Here is a 21,840-nt window from a genome sequence, read left to right as displayed (position 1 = left end):
GAAACGCTGAACTGCTCTATCTCTTTGTTCTGACACAATTCCGGACGGAAAACCGCATAACACTTTTCCTGGAATTGCTTGGGTACGACGATAGGCCAAGGTGCTGGCGACAAGCAAAGTGAATTGTTGTTGCCGGCAAAGGCGGCGGCAAAGAGGCCGGCGGATCAGGCTGCCTCGATGAAGCGGATGATGGTTTCGCCATAGTTGCGTTCATCCAGCACGGAAAAGCCGGGGCCAGGCTCGAAGGGCGCTGCCGCCGTCTCCTCGACCACGCAGAGCGCGCCGGGCCGCAGCCAGCCGCCGGCTTTCGCCGACTGCAAGGCACGCTCGCCAAGGCCCTTGCCGTAGGGCGGGTCGGCGAAGACGAGGCCGAACGGCGCCAGCGTGCCCGCCTCGCCAAGGCCGGTAGCGTCACGGCGAAAAATCTTGGTGCGGCCGGTCAGGCCGAAGGCCTCGACATTATCGCGGATCAGGCCACGGCCTTCGGCCGACTCCTCGATGAAGACGCCATAGGAAGCGCCGCGCGACAGCGCCTCCAGGCCAAGCGCGCCGGTGCCGGCGAACAGATCGAGCACGCGCGCGCCGTCCAGCTGTTCGGCAAAGCGATGCGCCAGCACGTTGAAGACGGCCTCGCGGGTGCGGTCGGTCGTCGGACGGATGGCGCTGCTGCGGGGCGTCGCCAGTGGACGCCCGCGAAACTCACCACCGACGATTCTCATCTTGTCCGGGGGCCCTTGGGGCCGCCACGCGGCCGTTCACCGCCACCGGCCGGACGCTCGCCACGCGGCTTGCCGAACGGCTTTGCACCGCCTGGCTTGCCACCGGGTTTGCCATAGGACGGCTTGAACGAGGCCTTGCGCGCCTTGGCGTCAGCCGCCTTGGCGGCGTCGGCTTCCGCCCTGCCCTTGCCGATCGGCCGGGCACCTGGCGCCATCCAGACATTGGCCTTGCGCTGGCCGGGCGGCTCGATCGGCCGCTGCTCGCGCTCGGTCTTCTTGCCGCCAAAACCACCACGCGGCTTGTCCCCGAAGCCACCGCGCGGTTTGTCGCCAAAACTGCCGCGTGGCTTGTCGCCAAAGCCGCCGCGTTCGGGCCTGGGCCCGCGTTCGCCGAAGCTCTTTTCCGGCCTCTCGCCTCTGTCGGGACTAGTCGACAGCTTGCCCAATGCCTCGTCGCGGCTGCCTTCCCTACGCTTGCGGTTCTTGATCAGCCCGCCCTCGCCGATCGGCCGGCGCTCACCATCGCGGGTGAACTTCGGCCGTTCCGGTTCCGGCTCACGAACTTCGGTGCGCCGCACCGGCTTGTTGGAAAACGGCTTGGTGACCTCGGCATCGAAATTGGCGCCGGATTCCTCGACCAGACGCTCGCCAAGCTGGTCGCGCAGCACGCGGCCCTTGATCTCCAGCACGTGCCCCTCGGCGAGGTCGTCGAGCTGGAACGGGCCGTAAGAAATACGGATCAGCCGCGTCACATCGAGGCCGAGCGAGCCAAGGATGTTCCTGACTTCGCGGTTCTTGCCTTCACGCAGGCCAAGCGTCAGCCAGGCGTTGGTGCCTTGCTCGCGGTCAAGCGTCGCCTCGATGGCGCCGTAAAAGACGCCGTCGACGGCAATGCCTTCACGCAGGCCGGCGAGCGCGCTTTCCTCGACCTTGCCGTGGACGCGCACGCGGTAACGGCGCAGCCAGCCGGTGGCCGGCAATTCGAGCACGCGCGACAGGCCGCCATCATTGGTCAGCAGCAGCAGGCCCTCGGTGTTGATGTCGAGCCGGCCAATGGTCATCAGCCGCGGCAATTCGGCGGGCAGCACGTCGAAGACGGTCTTGCGGCCTTCGGGATCGCGGTTGGTGGTGACGACGCCGGCCGGCTTGTGGAACAGGAAGAGGCGGGTGCGCTCGATCGGCGGGATTTCCATGCCGTCGAGATGGATGATGTCGCCCGGCATGACGTTGAAAGCCGGCGAAGTCAGAGCGCGACCGTTGACCTTGACGCGGCCGGCGGCGATCAATTCCTCGGCGTCGCGGCGCGAGGCAAGGCCGGCGCGCGCCAGCCGCTTGGCGATGCGTTCACCGGCCTCTTCCGCTGCCTCGGCAGCACGCGGGCGCGGCTTGAAACCGCCGCCCGATGCGCCCTGGGGCCGATCACTGAAATCACGCTTGGGTCTGTCGCTGCCGAAGTCGCGCTTGGGACGGTCAGCGAAGTCACGCTTGGGGCGGTCGAAACGCTTTTCGCCACCCTCCACCGAAGCAGCAACCGGACGGTCGTTGCGCGGCGCATAGGGTTTGCGCGGTCCTTCGCGCTTCTCATAGGGCTTACGCTCGCCTTCGGCCGCCATCGGACGGTCGCCACGTGGCGCGTAAGGCTTGCGCGGTCCTTCGCGCTTCTCATAAGGCTTGCGCTCGCCTTCGGCCGCCATCGGACGGTCGCCACGTGGCGCGTAAGGCTTGCGCGGTCCTTCGCGCTTCTCATAAGGCTTGCGCTCGCCTTCGGCCGCCATCGGGCGGTCGCCACGCGGTGCGTAAGGCTTGCGCGGTCCTTCACGCTTTTCATAGGGTTTGCGCTCGCCCTCGGCCGCAATCGGCCGATCGCCACGCGGTGCGTAAGGCTTGCGCGGTCCTTCACGCTTTTCATAGGGTTTGCGCTCGCCCTCGGCCGCAATCGGCCGATCGCCACGCGGTGCGTAAGGCTTGCGCGGTCCTTCGCGCTTCTCGTAGGGCTTGCGTTCGCCTTCGGCGGCCACTGGGCGGTCGCCGCGCGGTGCGTAGGGCTTGCGCGGGCCTTTGCTGAATGGCTTGTCGCCGCTCTTGAAGTCGCGCTTCGGGCGTTCGCCCTCGGTGGCCATCGGCCGATCGCCACGTGGGGTATAAGGCTTCTTCGCCCCGAAGGACGGCTTGCCGCCCCTGTCGCCCCGCGACGCCGCAGGTTTCTTGCCCGGGCCTTTTTGGCGCGGAGATTTCTTGTCGTTGTCGTCCATGTGGCCTTTGTCCGTTTGCGCTGCTACAGCGTGGCGCATCCTTTCGGGCGCGCAACGAACGCTGGTGCACTTTGATTTGGCGCATGATCTTTTCCGAAAATCGAGTCCGATTTTCGGGTTGATGCGCTCAATAACAGGATCATCAGAGTTTGTCAGGGAAAAGTGGAGACCGGTTTTCCCGGAAAGACAAACGAAAGCCAAAAGCCGGGAGTGGCGAGGAGATAATCGGAATGGAAACCGCTTGAAGCGGCCTGATTTCATGGCATTGGCGCTAAAGGAGGCCGAAGCGGCAGCCTTGCGTGGCGAAGTGCCGGTCGGCGCCGTCATCGCCACGGGCAACACAGTCGTGGCAAAAGCCGGCAACCGTACCCGCGAGCTTGCCGATCCAACGGCGCATGCCGAGATGCTGGTCATCCGCGAAGCCTGCGGGAAACTGTCAGCTGAGCGGCTGACCGGCCACGATCTCTATGTAACGCTGGAACCTTGCGCCATGTGCGCCGGCGCCATTTCCTTCGCCAGGCTGCGCCGTCTCTACTTCGGCGCCGCCGACGAAAAGGGCGGTGCGGTGGTCAATGGCGTGCGCTTCTTCACCTCGCCGACCTGCCACCATACGCCCGACATCTATCCGGGCATGGGCGAGACCGAAGCGGCCCTGCTGCTGAAGGATTTCTTCAGGGAACGTCGCGACTAAACCATGCCATACCGCCCGAAAAGGGCAGCGCGGCCGTTCTTACAGGGACGGCAACCAGTCGAACCAGCCGCCCTTCTTGCCTTCCGCCTCTTTCTTCAGGCGGCGCTCCTTCTTGTACTCGTCCTCGCCGAGTTCGTTCTGCGGCGCCGTATCGGACGCGACACGATAGGCCACCGGCGGCTCGCTGAGATATTTGCGAGTGTTCGGATCGCCCTGCCTGCTCTCTACAAGACGGCGCTGAATCTCGGCCGCGCGACCCTTGTCGGAATCAGCGGACGTCCATAACGGCCGGAACGGCTGGTGCTTTAAGCCTGAATCCATCGTGTCCGCCAGTGCCTTTTTCACCGAAGCCGGATCCCCCTGCGTATCATCGACAATCTGCGCCTGATAGGCTGGGTCATTCTGGTGGGCGGTGGCGTCGGCGCGCAGCCGCGCGCGTCGCTGCTCGGGCGATTCGGGCCACTCGGCGCTTGCCGACTGGATGCTGTCCTGCGGTGCAGGCAGCGCTTCCTTCTGTCCGGGAGCGGGCTTCACCAAGGTGGGGCGCGGCTTATAGTCGATCGGGTCCTTGCGCTTGGGCGCGAAGGAAACGGCGCCGGTGAGATCGCCGGCCAGCTGTTCGGCCGCGGTCTTGTCGGTACCGTAGGTCGGAGAGCCCATGCAGCCGGATAAAGCGAGGCCCGATGCGACAAGCGGCGCCAGCAGCGCAAGGCGCGCGTTATATCTCTCGGTCATGCCAAAAAGTCCCACTCTAGACAGCCTCTCGATCGCCACCGGTCTTATGACCGATCCCCATCGTCCAAGCACTTGCGACGGAAATCCGGCGACAATTTGTCTTCCGGAGTTTCGCGTGTTTACCTCAACCACTCGTTAAGGGCAACGCACGGGCGGATTTGCACCGCCCGGCGTGGCATTTGTGCACTATTCATCGGGTGCATGTCGTTGTCCCAAAACCGCGGCACACTTTTGGGCGACATGCACTTATTGATCCGGTGCATGTCGTTTTCCCAAAACCGCTGCACACTTTTGGGCGACATGCATCTAAAGTCGGCCGAGCGCCTTCAGTTCGTGCAGCACGGCGGCATCGCGCGCCGAGACATCGGGAAATGCAGGGTCCTGCCCGACATCGGCCGTGTAGCGCCAGGAACGCGCGCATTTGACGAGGCCGCGGTCCTCTGCCTTCTCGACAACAACGGCGACGCCCTTGACGTCGTCGAGCGTGAAGGCGCCTTCCGGCGCCTCGCCATGGGCAATGACGAGATCGCTGGTGATCGCCATCTCGGCCATGTCGACGTCCGATATCGCCGCCTCGAGCGCTGCGTCGTTGATGGTGACGACCGGCACCGCCTCCAGCGAGGAGCCGATCACCTTCTGGGCACGTGCGATCTCGAGCGCGCCGGTGACGACGCGGCGCACCTGCCGCACCTTGCGCCATTTCTCCGCCAGCGCCTCATTCTTCCAGTCCGCCGGGATTTCCGGGAACTGGTCGAGATGCACCGATACCGCATCGGGATGCCGGTCGAGCCAGGCCTCTTCCATGGTGAAGGGCAGCATTGGCGCCAGCCATTTCACCAGGCACTTGAAGAGATGGCGCACCACTTGCACCGAGGCTTTGCGCTTCAGGCTCGACGGCGCGTCGCAGTAGAGCGCATCCTTGCGGATGTCGAAATAGAAGGCCGAGAGCTCTACAACCATGAAATCGAGCAGCGTGCGGGTGATGCGCTTGAACTCGAAGGCGTCGTAGCCCTGGCGCACCACTTCATCCAGTTCGGCCAGCCGATGCAGCATCAACCGTTCCAGCTCCGGCATCGCTTCCAGCGGCACCTCCTCGCCATCGTCATGGGCGAGCGTGCCCAGCATCCAGCGGACGGTGTTGCGCAGCTTGCGGTAGGCGTCGATATTGGTCTGCAGCACGTTCTTGCCGAGCCGCTGGTCTTCCCAATAGTCCGTCGTCACCACCCACAAGCGCAGGATGTCGGCGCCGGACTGCTTGATGACGTCCTGCGGCACGACCGTGTTGCCGAGCGACTTCGACATCTTGCGTCCGTCTTCGTCCATGGTGAAGCCATGGGTGACGACGGTGTCGTAAGGCGCCCTGCCCCTGGTGCCGCAGCTTTCGAGCAGCGAGGAGTGGAACCAGCCGCGATGCTGGTCCGAGCCTTCGAGATAGACGTCGGCCGGCCATTTCAGATCCGGACGGTCTTCCAGCGTGAAGACATGTGTCGAGCCCGAATCGAACCAGACGTCGAGGATGTCCATCACCTGCTTCCACTTGGAGGCATCGTGATTGCCGAGGAAACGCTCCTTGGCGCCGGCGGCGAACCAGGCGTCGGCACCCTCTTCCTCGAAAGCATCCATGATGCGCTGGTTGACCGCCTCGTCCTTCAGCACGTTGCCGTCCTCGTCGGCGAAGACGGCGATCGGCACACCCCAGGCGCGCTGGCGCGATAGCACCCAGTCTGGGCGTTCCTCGATCATCGCGCGGATGCGATTCTGACCGGCAGCCGGCACGAAGCGCGTGTCGTCGATGGCCTTCAACGCACGGCTGCGCAGCGTCGTCCCATCGCCAAGGTCCTTGTCCATATAGACGAACCATTGCGGCGTGTTGCGGAAGATCACCGGCTTCTTCGATCGCCAGGAATGCGGATAAGAATGCTTCAGGCGTCCACGCGCGAACAAAGCGTTGCGCTTGATCAGCTCGTCGATGACGGCCTGGTTGGCGTTGCCTTTCTTGCCGTTGTCATCGATGACGCGCGCGGCTCCACCCTCACGGTCCGGGCCAAAGCCCGGTGCATCCTTGGTCAGGAAGCCGGCATCGTCGACAGTGAAGGGAATGGCCGCATCGATGCCGCGCGCGCGCAGATCCGCCGCCGCATCCATCCAGGCATCGAAGTCCTCGCGGCCATGGCCGGGAGCCGTGTGGACGAAACCCGTACCCGCGTCATCGGTGACGTGGTCGCCGGCGAGCATCGGCACCGGAAACTCATAGCCGCCGCCGAGGCCCTCGAAGGGGTGCGAAAGCGTAAGGCTTCCAAGCTCTTGCGCTGAAACACTGCGAAGGCGATTCAAGGTCACCTTGGCCTTCGCCGAAGAATCTTCAGCCGATGCATCGGCGAAGATCAGCTTTTCGCCCGGCTGTGGGCCAAAAGCATTCTCCGCTGCCGTAACCTCGTAGAGGCCATAGCTGATGCGCGGCGAATAGTTGACGGCGCGGTTGCCAGGAATCGTCCAGGGGGTCGTCGTCCAGATGACGACATGCGCCTGCAGCAGATCGAGCGCGCCCTCCGTCAGTCTGGCCTCACCGTCATCGATCGGGCGGACCAGGCTGGCGACAGGAAACTTCACCCAGATCGTATCCGACTCGTAGTCCTGATACTCGATTTCGGCCTCGGCCAGCGCGGTGCGCTCGACGACGCTCCACATCACCGGCTTCGAGCCGCGATAGAGCTGGCCTGACATGGCGAATTTCAGCAATTCGCCGGCGATGCGCGACTCCGCGTGGAAGGCCATCGTCGTGTAGGGGTTCTTGAAGTCGCCGACGACGCCGAGCCTCTGGAATTCCGCGCCCTGCACCGAGATCCAGTGCGCGGCGAATTCACGGCATTCCTTGCGGAATTCGTTGACCGGCACTTCGTCCTTGTTCTTGCCCTTGGCGCGGTACTGCTCCTCGATCTTCCATTCGATCGGCAGGCCGTGGCAGTCCCAGCCGGGCACATAGTTGGAATCATAGCCGCGCATCTGGAACGAGCGGGTGATGACATCCTTGAGGATCTTGTTCAGCGCATGGCCGATATGGATGTTGCCGTTTGCGTAGGGCGGGCCGTCATGCAGCACGTATTTCGTGCGGCCGGCGGCACTCTCGCGCAGCTTGCGGTAGAGGTCCATGTCCTGCCAGCGCTTGACCAGCACCGGCTCCTTCTCGGGCAAGCCGGCGCGCATCGGGAAATCCGTCTGCGGCAGGTAAAGGGTCTTGGAATAGTCGATCGTTTCAGCGGTATCGGTCATTGGTCTGCCATATGCATTGCCCGGCGGCAAAGAAGCTCGGGCGTTGAACTATCATGATTTGGAAAAAGCGCGAGAGGCCGCGCGCAACATTCCCGGCGGCTCCGACGGCGCTCAGGCCGCCCGGAACACCGGGCTCATAATTCGTATCGCAATCGCGAAAGCGCCGATAAAGTGCGTCATCACCGGGCTTTTAGCCGATGCGGCGGCAGGAATAAAGCGTCGAATCGCCTACATCGTGAAGTCGAAACGGTAGGTGGTCGACACACCGACAGTGAACTGATTGCGGTCGCCGCGCTCTCTGACCAAGCTGGAATCAGCTGCCGGACCCTCGAGGCGCGAATATTCGCCGAACAGGCTGGCTGTCATCGGATCGGTCACCTTCCAGGTTACCGCGCCGCCGAGGCCGACGGATTTCAGGCCGCCACCGGGATTGTATTGGCTGAGACCCGAGGCCACGGCTTCCTGTGCGTTGACGCCATAATAGGCGTCGAAATAGTTGGCCGAGGCAAAGGACACGCGTGGGCCACCCGAAATCCTGACCGTCGGCGTCACGTCATAGAAGGCGTCGGCGGCGATATCGGCGACAAAGCCATTATGGGCACGGATGCCATGTCGCAGTTCGGCACGCGCGCGTAGCCAGTCCGTTGGATAGAATTCGAAGAAGCCGCCGACTTCGCCACCCCAGCGGACCGGATCGAGGCCCTTGAGTTCGTCGGCATTGCTGTCATCGCGCGAGAACAGGAACTTGCCGGTCAGACCGGCGCGGACGCCGCCATCATCGACCAGCGCCAGCGAAATGTTGTCGTTACGCGAGGTGAAGCGTGCCTGGGGACCGGCCTTGCCCAAGGAGATGATGGGCTGGGCGCTAAGCATGTATTTCTTGCCGCCCTCAAAATTCGGCGCGACAAGGCCGGTGGCGCCGACCGTCAGATACCAGTCGCCGGACAGCCAGCCGAAAGCGCCGTCACCGGCCTCGGCCGCGCCTGACGTGGCCAGCATCAGGGTAGCCAAGGCTGCAGAAATCTTCACGACCGGACTCATGGCCACTCCACTAACACGATACAACTGCCCCTCGGTGACAGCTTTGACGAGGCTTTGGTAAAATTTGGTTTAAGGATGAGACATCCGCCTCGCATTGCCTGCACCATCGAGCCCGCTATCGGCTGGACGCGGACAGGCACCAGGGGTAACTTCCCGGCATGCTGGCGGCCCTCAATGGAGGTGGCGACATGACCTTGCAAGGCGATGCCCTGAAGAACGCGATCGGCCAGACACGAGACAAGTGGGGATGGTTTGTCGGTCTGGGCGTGTTGCTGCTGATCCTCGGCGGCATTGCCTTCGGCAATCTGTTCATCGCCACGGTGGCTTCCGTCTATGTCGTCGGCTGGCTGATGCTGGTGGCCGGCGTCATCGAGATCATGCATGCTTTCGGCGTCAAGACCTGGAGCCGCTTCTTCTACTGGCTGCTCAGCGGACTGCTTTATGCGGTCGCTGGATTTTTCGCTTTCGACAATCCGCTGCTGGCCTCGGCGGTGCTGACCTTCCTGCTGGCCGTTGCGCTCGTCGCCTCCGGCGCCCTGCGGGCCTGGGTCGGCCACAGTCACCGTCCGGAACGCGGCTGGGGCTGGATCGTCGCGGCGGGCGTCATCAGCGTCATTGCTGGCCTGATCATCGCCATGGGCTGGCCGGTCAACAGCCTGTGGGTGCTCGGAATGTTCCTGGCGATCGACCTGATCTTCCAAGGCTGGACCTTCATCGCCGTCGGCCTGGCGCTGAAAAAGTAGCTCAAAACGCGACGGCGGCGTCTAGGTCGGAGAGCGGCTTGACGCCGGCAAGCAGCGCCCTCGCCTCGGCTTCGTCGCGCTTCATCTGCATGACCAGCGCATCGAGCCCGTCGAATTTGATCTCGCTGCGCAGGAAGCCGAAGAACGAGACCTGGCATGTCTCGCCATAGAGATCGCCGGAAAAATCGAAGACGAAGGTTTCCAGCAGCGGTGCGCCATTGTCGTCGACGGTCGGGCGGCGGCCGAAGCTGGCGACGCCGTCATGCAGCGTGCCGTCGGCGCGCCGAAAGCGTACGGCATAGATGCCCTCCTTGAGGGTGGCTTCCGCGGGAAGCCTCATATTCGCGGTGGGAAAGCCGAGCGTTCGTCCGAGCTGCTGGCCGCCGACGACCTCGCTTTCAACCGTGAAGCGATAGCCGAGCAGACCGGCGGCCTCGGCCACCTCGCCATCGCAGAGCAGAGCCCGGATCCGGCTTGACGAAACCACCTCCGCCCCCTCGTCGCGAAAGGCGTCGACAAGCGTCACGCCGAAGCCATGGCGTTCGCCGGCTGCCATCAGATAGGCCGGTCCGCCCTGGCGGTCCTTGCCGAAATGGAAATCGAAACCGGTTATGGCATGGGTAATGCCGAGCGTCCTCTCCAGCACATCGGTGACGAATGCTTCCGCCGACAGCGAGGCGAAGTCGCGCGTGAACGGCTGCTCGACGAGCGCGGCGAAGCCCAGCAAAGACAAGAGCCGCGCCTTCATCGGCGGCGGCGTCAACACGAACAACGGCATGTCGGGCCTGAAGACCTTTCGCGGGTGCGGTTCGAAGCTCAGCACCAGGGCCGGCACGTCACGCCGCACAGCCTCGGCCAACGCCCGTTCGAGCACCGCCTGATGGCCACGGTGGACGCCATCGAAATTGCCGATCGCGACAACGCCGCCACGCAGGTCTGCGGGCAGCGGCGCGGTTGCCGAGAGATGCTGGAAGGCTACCATTGCCACCTACTGCAGCCTGACCATGACGGCCACCGGGCGATAGCCGTGCCGTTCCAGGAAGAGCCCGAGCTTTGCCGGATCCGGCCGGGATGCATCACCGTAGTCGCGGGCATGAATGCCGCCAGAGATATAGAGAACGTCGAAACCATTGTCCGCCGCGCCCTTCACATCGGTCATCATGCCGTCGCCGATGGCCAATATCCGGGAACGCTCAACCGGCCGGCCAAGCACCTCCGCCACCTCCTTCACCGCGACATCGTAGACAGGCGCGTAGGGCTTTCCGGCGATCAGCGTGCGGCCGCCAAGCTGGGCATAGTCCCGCGCCAAGGCGCCGGCGCACCAGATGATCCGTTCGCCGCGCTCCACCATGATATCGGGATTGGCGCAGATGAACGGCAGGTTCCTGGCCCGCAATCGGCGCAAAAGGTCCGCATAATCCTCAGGCTTTTCGACCTCGTCGTTGAAAAGCCCGGTGCAGACGACGCCGGTGGCCTCGAATTCCTCGACGAGTTCGACATCGAGACCGTCATAGAGGGTCAGATCGCGCTCTGCGCCGATGTGGAAGACTTTTCGCGGGCCTTCCGAGATCAGGTCACGGGTCACGTCGCCCGAGGTCACCACACGGTCGTAGGTTGATGGAGGAACGCCGATTGCGCTCATCTGGGCGACGACATCGGCGCTGCGGCGGGGCGAATTGGTGATGAGGACAACGGGAATACCGGCCGCCCTTGCCGTGGCCAGCGCCGCCGCGGCCGCCGGAAAATGCCATTCGCCATTGTGCACCACGCCCCAGACATCGCAAAGAATTGCCGAATAAGCCTTCGAGACGTCTTCGAGCGAGCCGACGATTTCAGGCGAATCCGCCATGCGGTGTCCTTCAATATGAGCGTTGCGAGTGCCGCGGCCGACGGTTCGCCGCAGCCGGTTCGAATTATCCGAACCGGTCCATGCTGTCACCAGCTTTCATGCATCGCCGGCTGATCGACAGGTTTGCTTGCGAACGTCCTGCCTCGGCAGGGCGTTCTGTTTTTGGAGGGGATCGGGGGCCGCGGCCCTTGCATTGGTTAGCGGTTGGTGAAGCGCCAACCAAGCAATAGAGCGGTTTCCCAAACCCGTCCTTCAGCGTTTTGTGGAAAGTTGGCGTCAATCGAGAATCCGCCGGCGGGGCCGCTGCAAGACATGCATGAACTTTGGCGCCAGTTCCGCCGCGACAGTCGCGGCAACTATGCTCTTTTGACTGTTGTGGCGATGGTGCCGCTGATGGGCGGCCTGGCGGTTGCGGTCGACTTCACGGAAATGAACCGTGAAAAGCAGATGGTGACGAATGCACTCGACGCCGCCAACTTCGCCACGGCGCGCCGGCTGACGGAAGGTGCGACCGACGACCAGTTGAGAGCCTATGCGCTCGACTTCTTCAATGCCAATCTGAACGATGTCGATCCCGCCAGCACGACGCTCAACGTCACCTTGCCGAGCAACACCAGCGGCGGCGGTCTGCTGACGATGACGGCGCAGCTTGCCTACAAGCCCTATTTCTATCCTGCCTTCGCCCAGCTCGTCGGCAAATCCGCAACCGATGCGAACCAAAGGATCAGCTTCAACGTCACCTCCCAGGTGCGGCTGAAGAACACGCTGGAAGTTGCCCTGGTGCTCGACAATTCCGGATCGATGACCACGCTTGGCACAGGCTCGGGGCAAGCGCGCATCGATCTTCTCAAGACCGCGTCCAAGCAACTGGTCGACACGCTGGCCGCGCAGGCGGTCATGATCAAGCAGGTCGACAAGCCGGTACAATTCGGTCTGGTGCCCTTTGCCGCTTCGGTCAATGTCGGCCCCGGCAATGGCAACGCGTCGTGGATGGACACAGAGGGCCTGTCGCCGGTGTCGAACGAGAATTTCGACTGGTCGACGCTGAACGCGGCCAACAAATACGCCCAGCAAACCAATGGCATCTGGTACAAGCGCGGCACCGGCTGGGGCAGCGCGGAAGGCCAGATGCTGACCCGGTTTTCGCTCTACCGCGACATGCAGGTCGTCACCAACCATGAGCGTGTCGTCAACAGCAAGCGGGTGGTTTGCGACGAATACAATTCGAACAACACCTGCAAACGCAGCCACGACGAATATGACTACATCGACTCCTACGGTCCGTTCGCCAGCTGGCAGGGCTGTGTGGAGGCCCGGCCCTACCCCTACAATGTCAACGACACCCCGCCATCCGGCGGCTCGGCCAACACCGGCACAGGCGTCGGCGATCCGGCAACGATGTTCGTGCCGATGTTCGCCCCCGACGAACCCGGCAATCACTGGAAGCTCACCCAGGATCCCGACGAAGCCGCCCCGGTGACCTACGGCGCGGTGAACAGCTGGTGGAACGACGATCCTTCGAGCAGCAGCGGTCAATCGCGGTTGCGCAACATGGCCAAATATTTCCAACCGCGGCCGATCGATGCGCCGGCGCTGCCCACCGGCAACGGCCCGAACTACAGCTGCACCACCGGTGCAATCACACCGCTGACCGATGTCAGCGTCGCCGACGGGCAAACCGCGATCAAAGCCGCGATCGACCTGATGCAGCCGAACGGCGGCACCAATGTTCCCGAGGGCATGGCGTGGGGCTGGCGGGTGGTTTCCAGCGGCGAACCATTCACGCAAGGGCGCCTCGAAACGGAGAAAGGCAACGACAAGGTGGTGATCGTGCTGACAGACGGCGCCAACACCTACTATACCCCGTCCTCGCTGGGCTATTCCGACCCCGCCAGCTCGAAATCGACCTATGCGTCGTACGGCTATCTCAAACCCGGCTACAACGGCACCTCGGTCGGCCGCATGTTCATGGGCACGTCGAGCGCCATTGGCCAGTTGGATTATTCAAACGGCAATTACACCAATGCGCTCAACGAGCAGATGGCGACGCTTTGCAACAACGCCAAGGCGGCCAACATCATGGTGATGACGGTGGCGCTCGACCTGTCGACGACCAAGACCAGCGACAAGCTGGCGATCGATGCGCTGAAATCCTGCTCGTCGGACTCGCGCTTCCGCAAGGATCCGACGGATCCGACCAAGCCGGCCAAACTGTTCTGGAATGCGACCGGCGCAAGCCTGTCGAACGACTTCAAGGAAATCGGCAACGAACTGTCGAACCTGCGGGTGGTCGGCTGACCGAACCTCTGGCGCAACGCCTGGCGCCGCCAAGCCCTTGCGGCCACCTGCCGTGACGGGCACATATTGGCCGCTCGCGAGATCGTACATCCATCGCGGCATGCCTGGGGACGACAATGCCCGATACCGCCAATCACCTCGCCTTCGCGCTGGTCTGCCTCGGCATGGTGCTGACGCCTGGCCCGAACATGATCTACCTGATCTCGCGTTCGCTTTCGCAAGGGCCGAAGGCCGGACTGATCTCGCTTGGCGGAGTCGCGGTCGGCTTCCTGTTCTATGTGGTATCGGCGGCGTTCGGCATCACCGCGCTGCTGCTCGCCGTGCCCTTCGCCTATGACGCGTTGCGCTTTGCCGGCGTGCTCTATCTCTTGTGGCTTGCCTGGCAAGCGGTGAAGCCGGGCGGACGTTCGCCGTTCCAGGTGCGCGACCTGCCGAAAGACGGGCCGCGCAAGCTGTTCGCCATGGGGCTGATGACCAATCTGCTCAATCCCAAGGTGGCGGTGCTCTATTTGTCACTGCTGCCGCAATTCATCAGCATCGGCAAAGGCCATGTCCTGTCGCAGCTGCTGGTTTTGGGCGCGACGCAGATCACGATCAGCCTGACCGTCAATGCCATCATCGCCGTGACGGCCGGTTCGATCGCCACCTTCCTTGCCGGACGGCCATTGTGGCTGGTCATACAGCGCTGGATGATGGGAGGGGTGCTGACGGCGCTGGCGCTGAAGATGGCGACCGACGCACAGCGCTGATATCCAAAGCGCCAAGCTTCGTTCTTAGACTAGCCGCTGAATGCTTTTTTCAAAAAAGCACGGACATCGCTTACGGATTGGTCGGCCGCAGCCGCATTGTACTCCATGCGGTGACCATAGGCCTCGGTGCCGGTCTTCGATCCCGGAGAGGCGAATGCATGACGGGCGCCTTTGAAGACCTCGAGCTGCACGGCGCTGCCCTTGCCGCTGCTCTGCGCCATCATCTCCTGGCATTTCTTGGCGGGTGTCCAGTCGTCAAGTTCGCCGATCAGGATCAAGGTCGGGACCGACATGTCGCCATTCGCAGCCGAACAATTCGGATAGTAGGCAATCGCCGCCTTGAACTTGCGCTCCATGAGCCGCTCGGCGCCCCCGGCTTGCACAGCCTCGAGCGTTGTGGTCCCGCCGGCTGAGGATCCCGACAAGACTATGCGCCGCGGGTCGACAAAACTCAATTTCGACAGGAACTCCAAAGCGCCATAGGCATCATAGACGCGATCAGCAAGCAGGCCGCGATGATCGCACGTCTCGTGGATGCCTCGCGTGCTGAAGCTGTCGACAAAGAGGACTGCGTAACCCCAGGAAGACAGCCGCTCGGACCAGGTTTTCCTTACGCTTGGGGATAGACCCGTACAACCGTGGAGAACGACGACGGCCGGGAATGGCCCCTCACCCGGCGGCCGTGTCAGATACCCGATCAATGGCGTGCCGGGTACAGCCTTAAGCGCTTGCCCGTGCTGTTGTGCAATGCGTTGTTGAAATGGCGTTGGCGTTACCGCCGCACTTTCAAATTGCACCGGCTGGTTGGCAGCCGCATGCGCCGAATTGAGGTGCCCTGCAATGCCAAAACAGGCCAGCCAAACAATTTTTTTCAAGCACGCCAGCATCTTGCACGCCATCGGTAGACTCCAGCCATTGCCGGCAGCGCCCCTCGCTGGCGTTGCAGGCTGCTGCGCTGCCGGAACGATATGGCTCCTACATCGGCCGGCGGATCGGCCGGATCTGCGCCGGCTCGATCACCCTGCGGTAGAGATGCCAGGTGGCGTGACCCAGGATCGGCATGACCACGGCCAGCCCGACAAACAGCGGGATGGAGCCGATCACCAGAAGCACGGCGACCAATAGCCCCCACAGCGCCATCTGCAGCGGGTTTGCCATCACCGCGCGGGCCGAGGTCTCGATTGCCGAGACTGCGCCGACATCACGGTCGAGCATCAACGGAAAGGCGATCACCGTTGTCGCCAGCACCACCACGGCAAAGACGAAACCGGCCGCATTGCCAAGCACAATCAACGTCCAGCCCTTGCTGGTCGTCAGCACGTCGCGGACAAAGGCGCCGATCGAAGCCGGCGGCTGGTCGCCGAACAGGCTGGTGTAGATCGATTGCGCGGTGAACAGCCACAACAGGAACAGCGCAAACAGCATGATGCCGATGACCGCGATCGACGGTAACGCCGGTGAACGGCGCACATCCAGTGCATGGCGCCAGTCCGTGTTCATGCCGAGCTCGCGCCGGCGGCTGATCTCGTAGAGCCCGATCGCGGCAAAAGGCCCGACCAGGGCAAACCCCGACATCAAGGGATAGACAAGCTGGATGGCGTTGGAGCCCGAGGTCCACTGCGTCAGGATCAAGCCGACGACCGGATAGATCAGGCACAGGAACACGTAGTGGGACGGTTTTGCCCAGAAATCCTCGGCGCCGAGCTTCAGCGCGTCCCAGAGATCCGTCGTGGTGATGCGGCGCACCGTGGGCTGCACATGCATCCCATACGCGTCCGCCATGACATGAAAGCCGGCCATAACCATCCTCCCGTGTGTCGGGGCGGTCACCGCCTGGAGGCCGCCCGTAGGTGCCAATGCAAGAACGAGGGTGACGATAGCAAATCTGGCGTCAATTGTCGCCGCGTCAATGGCAATCAGTCGTTGTCGTCTCTGACTACTCTCTTGGGCATGCAGGGAGACCCTCGTTGGCCAACCATCGCGTTTCATTTTAGAATCTACGCATTTTAGCTATTGCTTAAATTACTCATAGAGACCCCAGGCGTATCACCAGAGCATTACAAACCTTGGCGAGGGGCGATGTTCAGATTGAAGGGCTTCTGGCCTTCGGAGCGCGGCAACTTTGCCATGGCGACTGCCATAGCGATGCTGCCGATAATGGTTGTCGTGGCCGGCACGATCGATCTGACGGGCACGAGTGACGATGCCGCGCAATTGCAGAACTCGCTGGATGCGGCCGGGCTTGCCGTCGGCACAAAGTACCTCCCCAGCATGACCGCGGGTGATGTCCAGGGGCTTGGGCTGACATTCTTTACGGCCAATATGAACGTCGCCGACCAGCAGGAATATGCAGACAGCGTCTCCGCTTTTTCGGCGACCGCCAGCGGCGACCCGAGCGCCTATTACATCTCGCTTTCGTCCAGCATCAACCGTCCGAGCTTCATCAATGGCGCGGCCCCCTGGCCAGCTCATCGCTCGGCTACGGTCAAGATGAACCCTGGTGCGCAAGCCTGTGTGCTGGCCCTCGATCCACATGCGTCGGCCGCCGTAAGCCTGCAGGGCTCGACCGATGTCTCCATGAGCAGCTGTGTGATCGCGGCAAACTCGGACGCGTCCGATGCCGTCAGCAGAGGCGGTTCCGCGCAGGTGTCGGCGGGTTGCGTCTCAACCGTCGGCAGCACTTCCGGGCTTTTGCCGCCCAGCGCCAATCTCACCTGCGGAGCCCCGCTCGAACATCAATATGCATCTTTCGATCCTCTGGCGGACGTCGTCCCTCCCCCCTACACGTTGTGCCAGCAGGTCCCGAACGGCAAAACCTATACGCTGTCGCCCGGAACCTATTGCGACAAGACGTTGTCGGGAAACATCACGCTCAATCCGGGCGTCTACATCTTGCGCGGCGTCACCCTAAAACCGGGCGGCAACGGCAGCCTGACCGGCCAGGGCGTGACTATATTCCTCATGGAGGGCGCGCAGATCTACATAAATGCCAATGAACAGGTGAACCTTTCCCCGCCCACCAGCGGTCCCTACGCCGGCATCACCATTTTCGAGAATCACGGCAACACATCGGCCTTGACGCTGAATGGCGGCGCGAATTCCGTGATCAGCGGGTTCGTCTATGCGCCTGACGCGGCCATTTCCTTTGCCGGCAACTCAGATATGAGCGGTCAGGGCGACTGTCTGAGGCTTGTCGGCCTGACCGTGCAAATGACAGGAAACTCATCCATCAAAACCGACTGCTCGGCCGTGTTTGGAAATCGCGAGATGTATGCCAGCCGCCTCATCAAGCTTGTGAACTAGGCGGTTAATCCCCCTTTCGATCCCAGATTTTCACCGCCCTGCCCGGCAAAAGCCATGATCGGGACTATGTCAGGCAGGCATGACAGCTGAAAAAAATGAAATACGTCCAGCAGGCCTGAGCAGGCGCGCGGTGTTCAAGACGGCCGGCTTCGCAGCCATTGCCGTGCTTTCCGCCTGCAGCACCGTTTCTGTACCAACGGGCGAAGGCGCGGGCGTCTCGTCCTCCGCCACGGCCACTCTGGCGGGCTTACGCGCGACGGCCGGGCTCGGCCCGTTGACGCCGGACGCGCAGCTCGAGCAGGCGGCGCTGCAGCAGGCCGGCTACATGGCCTCGCGCGAGCGTATGAGCCACACGACAGGCTGGGGCAAGGATTTCGCCTCGCGCATGAAGGACAATGGCGTGCGGGGAGCCTCGGGCGAGAACATCGCCGAAGGCCGCTTCGACCAGCAGAAACTGTTCGACATCTGGATGCATTCAACCGGCCATCGGCGCAACATACTCGATCCGGATTTCAGCCGCTTCGGGCTCGCCTATGTCCGCGACGGACGTGCCCCCAACCTGCGCTATTGGTCGCTGGTTCTCGGCAAATAGAGCTTGCCGGCCCGTCTGGTCGTTGCCTGATTCTCTCCCGTCTTGCGACGGTGCCTGCTAGTCCATATGCGCGGCTGGTGCGCCACCGGCTGGCGCCCGCGCTGGCTTGCGCAGCAGGAAGACGAACGGGATGGCAACCAGCGTCATCACCATCAGGATTTTGAAGTCGTTGACATAGGAGATCATCATGGCCTGGAGATTGACCATGCGATCGACCTCCGACAGCGCCATCGGATCGCCGCCCGCGGCCGCCGGCGAAACCGCCCAGAGGTTGGGATTGAACGGGTTGATGAAGGCCGAAAGCTCGGCATGGTTGATCTGCGTGTTGCGCACCAAAAGCACCGTCACGACCGAGACGCCGATCGATGAGCCAAGATTGCGCACCAGGCTGAACAACGAGGTTGCGTCGGTGCGGTAGCGCGCGTCGAGCGTGGCGAAGGCGACCGTCGACAGCGGCACGAACACCATTCCCATGCCCAGGCCCTGGATCACACCGGAGCTGAGGATCAGCCAGTTGTCCATCTGCGGCGTGAAGCTCGCCATTGTGTAGAGCGACTGCGCGGTCAGCAGAAAGCCGATGACGACGAGAATTCTGGCGTCGATCTTGTTCATGAGCCGCCCGACGACGAGCATCGAAATCATCGTGCCGATACCGCGTGGGCCTATGACGATACCGATGGTGACAGTCGGATAGCCGAAAATGGTCGACAGCATCGGCGGCAGCAGCGACATCGAGGCCAGGATGAGCACACCCATGACGAAGATGAACGCCAGGCCGGTCACGAAGTTCCGGTCGAGGAATATCTTGGGGTCGATGAAGGGATGTTCCGCCGTCACCGTGTGAATGATGAACACCCAGAAACCGGTGATGGCCAGGCCGAGTTCGATCCATATCTCGACCGAGGAAAACCAGTCGACCTCGCCACCGCGATCCAGCATCAGCTGCAGCGCGCCGACGCCGAGCGATATCATGGCAAAGCCGAAGAAATCGAAGCTGCGCACCCGCCGGGCAACGGCCGGCAGATAGGCCGCCATGCCAAGGAAGGCGACGATGCCGACCGGCAAATTGATGAAGAACACCCAGCGCCAGTTGAAATTGTCGGTCAGCCAGCCGCCCAGCGTCGGGCCCAGAATCGGTCCCAGCATGATGCCGGCGCCCCAGATGGCCATGGCCTGGCCGTGACGCTCCTTCGGGTTGATGTCCAGCAGGAAGGTCTGCGACAGCGGCACGATGGCGGCGCCGAACACGCCCTGCATCAGCCGGAACAGCACAATGGTTTCAAGGCTCCATGCCAGGCCGCACAGCATGGAGAAGACGGTGAAGCCGACCACGGTCGTCAGGAACAATTCCTTGCGGCCGAAGCGGTCGGCGAGCCAGCCGGTGACCGGCGTCATGATGGCGGCGGCGACGATGTAGGAGGTCAGCACCCAGTTGATGTTGTCGGGAGAGGCGCCGAGATCGCCGGTCATGGTCGGCAGCGCGACGTTGGCGATGGTGGTGTCGAGCGCCTGCATGACGGTCGCCAGCATGAGCGCAACCGTGATCAGGCCGCGATGCGGCACTTCTCGAAATGGTTCTGGTGTGCTCATGATGCGGAACTTCCAGCAGATAACAAAAACGTGTACACAGGGTTTCCGGGCGGCAAAGCCTTCCGTTGAGAGACCTTCATCGCGGTGGGACGCGAGTATCGATGTGGGGGTTACATCGACCGAAAGTCTCTGATGAGCGGATGCCTGCCGCCCGGAAACATGAGGACCGACGGGTCCGTGTCGAAGATTTCAGATTTCGGCCAGACCGCGGCGCGGCTCGAACCAAACGCTGATCCTTCCCACTCCTCCCATCAGACCAATCCTGCTATCCGCTTCCGCCCGCCTGGTCCTCGCGGGCGTCTGCCTACTTTACTGCGCGGCCTCGCCAGCCGTGGCGTGACCGAATATGGCGGGAAAACCGCGGGCAACGCCGGTATCGACGGTGACGCTGGCGCTCATGCCGGTCCGCAGCGCCATCTTGGCGTCGGGATCGGTCAGTTCCAGGCGCACCGGGATGCGCTGCGTGACCTTGACCCAGTTGCCGGTGGCGTTCTGGGCGGGCAGCAGCGAAAATTCCGCGCCCGTTCCCGCACCGATCGCCTTGACCGTCGCCTCGAAGGTCCTGCCCGGATAGGTATCGACGACGATCTCGGCCTTCTGGCCCGGCTTCATGTTGGTAAGCTGGGTTTCCTTGAAATTGGCATCGATCCAGGTGTCGTTGGTCTCGACCAGCGAAAACAGCGGCGTGCCAGAGCCGACGAACTGGCCGACCTTGAAGGACGAGGCCTGGGAGATGACGCCATCAGCGGGCGCCTTCACCGTGGTCTGCGCCAGGTCGTAGGCAGCCTTGTCGCGCGCGGCGAGTGCGGCCATCACGGTCGGATGCTTGTCGGTTTCGATGTCGGGGTTGCCGCCGAGCGCGGCCTTGGCGCTGATGATGCCTTGCTGGGCCACTGTGACCTGCTGCTTTGCCTTGTCGAGGTCGTTGCGGGCCTCATCCAGCGACGATTTGGCGTTGATGCCTTTCTGGGCGAGATCGGCGGCGCGATCGTATTGCGACTGGGCGTAGTCGACCTCGCTGCTGGCGGACTTTTCCTGCGCCGTCGACTGGCTGTAGGCCGCGCGCAGCTGCTCGACATTAAGGCGCGCGCCGGCAACCGCGGCGTCGGCCTGGGCAAGCGCGATCCGGTACGGCTCGGGGTCGATGGTGAACAGAAGGTCTCCCTGCTTGACCATCTGATGGTCCGATATGGCAACCTGGACGATGCGGCCCGCCGTATCCGAGGCGATCGACACCTTGGCCTGCTGCAGATTGGCGTTCTCCGTCTCCTGATAGCGACCGCCGGTCACCCAGACATAGCCGCCACCGACGATCAGCACCGCCGGCAAGGCAAACATCAAGAAGAAGCGGCCTATGCGGCGCTTCTTCTTCGGCTCCGCGGCCGGCTGTACGGGAGGAGCGACCGCGACAGCAGCGGCAACCGGCTGTGCCGGCGCTTCCATCTCCACCTTGGCGGCGTTTTCGTCTACCTTGGCTACCGCGTTCATGCTGCTGCGCCTTTCGTAGTCTCGACTTTGTCCGAAGATGATGAATCGCCATCCCCGAGATTCTGCGCCATCGCATCGAGCGCCCTGATCAGGACGCGACGGTCCTCCGGCGAAACGCCGACAAGCGATTCCTCATAGACTTCGCCGGCGAGGCTCTTGACCTCGGCATAGGCAGCGCTCGCCTTGGCGGTCGGGAAAATCATGCGCACGCGGCGGTCGGCTGCGTCGGCGCGGCGTTCGATCCAGCCACCCTCCTCCATCCGGTCGACAAGGCGCGAGACGCTGATCGGCTCGATTTCGAGCAGTTCGGCAAGCCGGGCTTGGGTGACGCCTTCCTCCTTGGCGACACGCACCATGAGCCGCCATTGCGCGGACGACAGGCCAAGCCCGCTGGCGCGCGTCTCGAAACGCTTGCGCATCAGGCGCTGCACGTCGTGGATCAAAAATCCCAGTCTATCTATGCCATCTGAAACCATGAGCGATATATATAATAAGCGTGCTTACTATTCAAGATGATATG

19 protein-coding genes are annotated in these 21,840 nt (G+C 62.9%); 7 read left to right on the top strand and 12 right to left on the bottom strand.

The window, feature by feature from the left end; all coding sequences use genetic code 11:
- Positions 1–164 precede the first annotated feature (164 nt).
- Together rsmD and AC1D05_RS00940 are read right to left on the bottom strand one after the other, a co-directional pair.
- Positions 165–719, bottom strand: coding sequence for a 16S rRNA (guanine(966)-N(2))-methyltransferase RsmD (gene rsmD / locus AC1D05_RS00945; RefSeq protein ID WP_477437379.1), 555 nt, complete (start codon positions 717–719; stop codon positions 165–167).
- The gene (locus tag AC1D05_RS00940) at positions 716–2,971 is read right to left on the bottom strand and encodes a pseudouridine synthase (protein ID WP_477437377.1); all 2,256 of its coding nucleotides are present in this window, start codon (positions 2,969–2,971) and stop codon (positions 716–718) included. The genes rsmD and AC1D05_RS00940 overlap by 4 nt, the downstream gene beginning before the upstream one ends.
- A gap of 241 nt (positions 2,972–3,212) precedes the next feature.
- On the opposite strand from AC1D05_RS00940, the gene AC1D05_RS00935 reads away from it, so the two are divergent.
- Complete coding sequence (locus AC1D05_RS00935) at positions 3,213–3,662, top strand: nucleoside deaminase (protein ID WP_477437375.1); 450 nt, start codon at positions 3,213–3,215, stop codon at positions 3,660–3,662.
- A gap of 39 nt (positions 3,663–3,701) precedes the next feature.
- On the opposite strand, the gene AC1D05_RS00930 is transcribed toward AC1D05_RS00935, so the two are convergent.
- Both AC1D05_RS00930 and ileS read right to left on the bottom strand, forming a co-directional pair.
- On the bottom strand, positions 3,702–4,397 hold the full coding sequence (locus AC1D05_RS00930) for a hypothetical protein (RefSeq protein WP_477438114.1): 696 nt from the start codon (positions 4,395–4,397) through the stop codon (positions 3,702–3,704).
- A 306-nt stretch (positions 4,398–4,703) separates the two neighbouring features.
- The gene (gene ileS, locus AC1D05_RS00925) at positions 4,704–7,667 is read right to left on the bottom strand and encodes an isoleucine--tRNA ligase (protein WP_477437373.1); all 2,964 of its coding nucleotides are present in this window, start codon (positions 7,665–7,667) and stop codon (positions 4,704–4,706) included.
- 43 nt (positions 7,668–7,710) lie between these two features.
- On the opposite strand from ileS, the gene AC1D05_RS00920 reads away from it, so the two are divergent.
- Positions 7,711–7,920, top strand: a complete 210-nt coding sequence (locus AC1D05_RS00920; RefSeq protein ID WP_477437371.1) for a hypothetical protein — start codon at positions 7,711–7,713, stop codon at positions 7,918–7,920.
- On the opposite strand, the gene AC1D05_RS00915 is transcribed toward AC1D05_RS00920, so the two are convergent.
- The gene (locus tag AC1D05_RS00915; RefSeq protein WP_477437369.1) at positions 7,896–8,708 is read right to left on the bottom strand and encodes a MipA/OmpV family protein; all 813 of its coding nucleotides are present in this window, start codon (positions 8,706–8,708) and stop codon (positions 7,896–7,898) included. The genes AC1D05_RS00920 and AC1D05_RS00915 overlap by 25 nt on opposite strands.
- Before the next feature lie 188 nt (positions 8,709–8,896).
- Here AC1D05_RS00915 and AC1D05_RS00910 point away from each other — a divergent pair, with 188 nt between their 5' ends.
- Positions 8,897–9,451, top strand: coding sequence for an HdeD family acid-resistance protein (locus tag AC1D05_RS00910; RefSeq protein ID WP_477437367.1), 555 nt, complete (start codon positions 8,897–8,899; stop codon positions 9,449–9,451).
- Between the two features lies 1 nt (position 9,452).
- Here AC1D05_RS00910 and AC1D05_RS00905 read toward each other — a convergent pair whose 3' ends face one another.
- Positions 9,453–10,433 carry a bifunctional riboflavin kinase/FAD synthetase gene (locus AC1D05_RS00905; protein WP_477438112.1) on the bottom strand — a complete coding sequence of 327 codons (981 nt, stop codon included), beginning with the start codon at positions 10,431–10,433 and terminating at the stop codon, positions 9,453–9,455.
- Positions 10,434–10,439: 6 nt separating this feature from the next.
- Positions 10,440–11,300, bottom strand: a complete 861-nt coding sequence (locus tag AC1D05_RS00900) for a TIGR01459 family HAD-type hydrolase (RefSeq protein ID WP_477437365.1) — start codon at positions 11,298–11,300, stop codon at positions 10,440–10,442.
- A gap of 312 nt (positions 11,301–11,612) precedes the next feature.
- On the opposite strand from AC1D05_RS00900, the gene AC1D05_RS00895 reads away from it, so the two are divergent.
- Positions 11,613–13,598 carry a TadE/TadG family type IV pilus assembly protein gene (locus AC1D05_RS00895; protein WP_477437363.1) on the top strand — a complete coding sequence of 662 codons (1,986 nt, stop codon included), beginning with the start codon at positions 11,613–11,615 and terminating at the stop codon, positions 13,596–13,598.
- 116 nt (positions 13,599–13,714) lie between these two features.
- Positions 13,715–14,347, top strand: a complete 633-nt coding sequence (locus tag AC1D05_RS00890; protein ID WP_027057489.1) for a LysE family translocator — start codon at positions 13,715–13,717, stop codon at positions 14,345–14,347.
- Positions 14,348–14,376: 29 nt separating this feature from the next.
- Here AC1D05_RS00890 and AC1D05_RS00885 read toward each other — a convergent pair whose 3' ends face one another.
- Together AC1D05_RS00885 and AC1D05_RS00880 are read right to left on the bottom strand one after the other, a co-directional pair.
- On the bottom strand, positions 14,377–15,246 hold the full coding sequence (locus tag AC1D05_RS00885; RefSeq protein ID WP_477437361.1) for a dienelactone hydrolase family protein: 870 nt from the start codon (positions 15,244–15,246) through the stop codon (positions 14,377–14,379).
- A gap of 76 nt (positions 15,247–15,322) precedes the next feature.
- Positions 15,323–16,147, bottom strand: a complete 825-nt coding sequence (locus AC1D05_RS00880) for a DUF2189 domain-containing protein (RefSeq protein ID WP_477437359.1) — start codon at positions 16,145–16,147, stop codon at positions 15,323–15,325.
- A 279-nt stretch (positions 16,148–16,426) separates the two neighbouring features.
- On the opposite strand from AC1D05_RS00880, the gene AC1D05_RS00875 reads away from it, so the two are divergent.
- Positions 16,427–17,650, top strand: coding sequence for a TadE/TadG family type IV pilus assembly protein (locus tag AC1D05_RS00875; RefSeq protein WP_477437357.1), 1,224 nt, complete (start codon positions 16,427–16,429; stop codon positions 17,648–17,650).
- Positions 17,651–17,729: 79 nt separating this feature from the next.
- Positions 17,730–18,242 (top strand): CAP domain-containing protein, encoded by a 513-nt coding sequence (locus AC1D05_RS00870; protein ID WP_477437356.1) that lies wholly within the window; start codon positions 17,730–17,732, stop codon positions 18,240–18,242.
- 57 nt (positions 18,243–18,299) lie between these two features.
- Here the strand turns inward: AC1D05_RS00870 and AC1D05_RS00865 are convergent, their stop codons facing one another.
- From AC1D05_RS00865 to AC1D05_RS00855, 3 genes are all read right to left on the bottom strand, one after another.
- Entirely contained in the window at positions 18,300–19,832 is a 1,533-nt protein-coding gene (locus tag AC1D05_RS00865; RefSeq protein ID WP_477437354.1) for a DHA2 family efflux MFS transporter permease subunit, read from the bottom strand.
- A gap of 309 nt (positions 19,833–20,141) precedes the next feature.
- A complete protein-coding gene (locus AC1D05_RS00860; protein ID WP_477437352.1) occupies positions 20,142–21,320 on the bottom strand; it encodes an HlyD family secretion protein in 1,179 nt (392 codons plus the stop codon).
- A complete protein-coding gene (locus tag AC1D05_RS00855; protein ID WP_477437350.1) occupies positions 21,317–21,796 on the bottom strand; it encodes a MarR family winged helix-turn-helix transcriptional regulator in 480 nt (159 codons plus the stop codon). Before AC1D05_RS00855 ends, AC1D05_RS00860 begins: the two co-directional genes overlap by 4 nt.
- Between the last annotated feature and the right edge of the window lie 44 nt (positions 21,797–21,840).

This window comes from Mesorhizobium sp. P2_E9 (genome assembly GCF_056403815.1).
Note: the sequence above shows the minus strand (reverse complement) of the source record. Positions and strands in the feature narration are given on the sequence as shown.